Here is a 3,632-nt window from a genome sequence, read left to right on the forward strand (position 1 = left end):
TAAGGAGTGCCTCTAAACCTCCTTCTAGATAACGGTTCAATAAGTTTCGTACAGTTTGATGAACAAAACCTACTGATTTAGCTACTGCTGTTAAATTCTGACATTCAGAGTAGAGAATGAGAGCTTGAATTTTCCTATGGTGCTGTGCATTCTTTTTATCTTTCAGGGCTTGCTTCAATTCGCTAATTTGATATTCATTTAGTTCGACTTTCATACCTTATAGTATACAGCTATTTTTGTTTTTTTTGTTAAGTATCATTTGTATCCTCTTCTTTTTTCGTGTTATTCTATAGACCACCTAGAAGGAAAGAAGAGGTTGATGAAGTTCTGTGATGAAAAAATGGATGGGATAGCTATTGGCAATGTTGGCTTTGGTGAGTTTGGGAGCTGGTTTACTGTTGAATAAGGGGATGGCTGCGATGGAGAAATATACTTTTCCTGCAGGGGATGAGAAGCATGAGGGGGCTTGCTTAACTTGGTTGCATGCTAAGACTTATGGTAAAGCTTATCAAAAATCCATTGAACAGATTTGGGTACAAATGGCTAAGTCTCTATACACGTATGAGAAGGTTCATATCATGGTCTATGATGAGCAGGAAGAAGCGCGTGTTCGTAGACTTCTGGAGAACTGCGAATTGTAGATGTTGGTTTCAATGGCTGGGGTGATAAGATGGAGTACCAAAATGATGATGTGATTCCTCAGCGTGTGGCAGAAGCCACAGGTTATTCATGGATAGATGTATCTGACTTTGTATTAGAAGGTGGCTCAGTTGAGTTGGATGGACACGTTACTGCCATGCTGACTCGTAGTGCGGTTTTGAATAAGAATTGGAATTCTGGCATGAGTCAGGAGGAAGCAGAAGTTTACCTAACAAAGTATCTTGGAGCTGAAAACTTTATCTTGTTAGAGGGTGTCAGTGGTGAGGATATTACCGATGCCCACAGTGATGCGATTGCCCGTTTTGTCGATGAGAACCGCATGGTAGCTGTGAGTAAGGTCGATTTTTTTGAATTAAAGGATTTAGAGATTCTTTATAGGGTTCAAAATGTAAAGGGGGAGCCTTATGAACTCACGGAGTTACCTCTGACTAAGAAAAATGTCAAGGGGCTCGATTACAAGGGCAGTTACGTCAATTTTTACGTGGGGAATAAGGTTGTCTTGGTTCCCATCTATTCAGATGCCAATGATCAAGAAGCCATGGATAGCATTCAAAAACTTTATCCAAGTCGGGAAGTGGTTTGGATTGGCGTTAGCAAGCTATATGAAAATAGTGGTATGATCTACTGTGTGACCCAGCAACAACCGCTTTATTAAAAGGAAGAGGAGGTGATTAATGAATTCTGCCTTCTTTTTGTTGTCTTTAAATCAAGAGTTTGGGGGAGTTTAAAAGATCTGGAGATAGGGCTAGAAAGATTTATGAACAATGCGGTTGATGGAGGATGCTTGTTAGATTTAATTCTTGAAACTTAATGCCTCTCTTGTTTCAGCGGTGAAGTCGAAAATTCCAGATCTAACTATGAAAACTTTTTAGTTTGAAAAAGGGTTTCTTTTATTGGTCAAATAAGCTAGGTTTGCTTGATTTTTGTGGTATACTTAGTCTGTATCATTAGAATGAGGAGGATACTATGTATTTTAATAGGAAAGGTGCTAAACAAACTAATTGGCGTATGGTCAAAAAAGGAAAACACTTCCTGTTTGGCTGCTCTCTTGTACTTGCCTTAGGGGCAACTACAATGGTAAGCGCGAGTGATGTTGAGGTTAGTCCAGAGCTAGATAAAGTTCCTTCGGAAGAGGTGACGGAAGAGCAATCATCCGGGGTTACGTCGGACGAAGAACGTCAAACTTATCAAGCTCCAGTTGCTGCTCTCAATGTCCCAACTTCATCAGCACTAGTTGAGGAAGAAAAACCTCAAGTCGAAGAAAAGAAAGTAGAAACAGCTGAGAAGAAAGACCAAGGTCAATCCTCTTCTTCAGAGACTGAGAAGTCAGGGGAACCAACAATCCTCCCTTCTTCTACATCAGCATCTAAACAAAGTGAACCTGTTGCAGCGAATGAAACTGTTGTTACAAGTTCCCCAGTAGTAGAGCCTATTTCTGAGCCTACAACACCTGTTGTTGAGACTGCTGATACAGCTTCTAAGGATTCCCTTAGAGAATCATTGCCATCAGCTTCTACTAGCTTAGCTGATTCGGATCAACCTGTAGTCAATCAAGATAAGGTACAGGCTACAGCTGACACTTTGTCAAATATGAGTCATGTGACAAACTCATTGGAAGCTGCCTATGTCTCTCGTTTCCGAGCAGTTACACCATATGCAGGAGATAATACTGCACTTGCACTTATGAGTACCGATCAAAACACTCCACCATTTGATATTACTGAGGCTATCTATAAACCTGGAACAGATATGCAACGTCAGGCTTACCAAGGTCAAGCGTGGCTTTATCGTGATGGTACGCTAGCTGAAACGAATTCAAATTCCAAGATGTTGGAAGGTGTGAAAGTTTATATCCAGTGGGTAAATGGTAAAGGTTTTGTTTCGCCAGTTTATTATACAACTACGAATGCAGATGGTTCATTTGTGATTGATCTATCTGAACCAGTAGTAGACGCTTCTGGTGCGGAGCATAAATTCCAACTTGCTGGTGACGGGAAGTTTGCTATTCGTACATGGGTAGAAAATCCAAATCCAGATAAGTATAATGTTATCCAACATGGTGATAAAACGTATGGATTCCACACACGGACCAATCGTAAGAATGAGTCTTGGGATTTCACAGCTGGTGTTAACCGAATTGTTAATTCCCATGTTATTCTCCAAGAAAAGCCTTTTACGGAATCTTGGTTGGCAAAACCAAAATCAGAGTGGACAACTGCCGGCACGGATACAGGAGAATGGGCAGAACAAGGTAACTACGGTACACTTCGTGGTGATGTTTGGTACGAAAATGGGGATGCCCCAGGTACCTTGGCCAATCAATGGATTAAAGGTGGAGCTCTTCCTCAGGATAAGGGAGACCAGAATGCGACAGGTGTAAAAGTTGTTGCTTCATATGTGAATGATGAAGTGGCACGTCAATTTGACGAGTGGAAAGATGCCAATAAAGGTTATAACTTAGAAGATTTTGCTGCAGCTCAAAAACAAATTGTTGAAGCTTATCAAGCAGCGAATGGGGTCGGCTCACATATCGCTGAAACAGTAGTGGGCGTTGTGAAGTCAGACGGCTCATACTATATTCCTTTTAAAGGATTGTACGGTGTTTCACGTACCCAGCAAAATTCAGGCTTGCGAATTTCTTGGACTATTTCTGATGATGAATATGGAAAAGTTGTTTCTGATTCAGATGTGGATCATAAAGCACTGATGAAGTGGAACGGAACAATTGGCCAAAAACACCGTCATGTTAATAGCGACTATGTTTATGCTTTCCCATTAATTGAAGATCATGCGATTTGGTCTAATAATTACCAAACAAACATGTTCCAAAGCACTGCTGATACATTATAGTTGTTTCGCTTTAAAATACGTGATAAAATAGACTTATGACCTATAGTATTGATTTTAGAAAACGTGTGCTCTCTTTCGTTCAGGAAGGGCACACTCGAACAGAAGCCTGCGATCTTTTCGGT

The 3,632-nt window shown here is 40.7% G+C and carries 5 protein-coding genes; 4 read left to right on the plus strand and 1 reads right to left on the minus strand.

Going from position 1 to position 3,632, the window contains the following annotated elements; translation table 11 throughout:
* The coding region (locus tag E4T71_RS08270; RefSeq protein ID WP_135034965.1) for a helix-turn-helix domain-containing protein at positions 1 to 214 on the minus strand (214 nt) is incomplete at its 3' end.
* Positions 215 to 362: 148 nt separating this feature from the next.
* On the opposite strand from E4T71_RS08270, the gene E4T71_RS10070 reads away from it, so the two are divergent.
* From E4T71_RS10070 to E4T71_RS08280, 4 genes are all read left to right on the plus strand, one after another.
* Positions 363 to 641 carry an agmatine deiminase family protein gene (locus E4T71_RS10070; RefSeq protein ID WP_368773483.1) on the plus strand — a complete coding sequence of 93 codons (279 nt, stop codon included), beginning with the start codon at positions 363 to 365 and terminating at the stop codon, positions 639 to 641.
* Positions 642 to 670: 29 nt separating this feature from the next.
* A complete protein-coding gene (locus tag E4T71_RS08275; protein ID WP_209304478.1) occupies positions 671 to 1,315 on the plus strand; it encodes an agmatine/peptidylarginine deiminase in 645 nt (214 codons plus the stop codon).
* Between the two features lie 12 nt (positions 1,316 to 1,327).
* Positions 1,328 to 1,471: a hypothetical protein gene (locus E4T71_RS09915; RefSeq protein WP_167758504.1), complete on the plus strand. Its 144-nt coding sequence runs from the start codon at positions 1,328 to 1,330 to the stop codon at positions 1,469 to 1,471.
* Between the two features lie 155 nt (positions 1,472 to 1,626).
* Positions 1,627 to 3,510 (plus strand): hypothetical protein, encoded by a 1,884-nt coding sequence (locus E4T71_RS08280; RefSeq protein ID WP_135038844.1) that lies wholly within the window; start codon positions 1,627 to 1,629, stop codon positions 3,508 to 3,510.
* Positions 3,511 to 3,632: the final 122 nt, after the last annotated feature.

Source organism: Streptococcus sp. WM07 (genome assembly GCF_004570525.1).
Lineage (GTDB): Bacteria > Bacillota > Bacilli > Lactobacillales > Streptococcaceae > Streptococcus.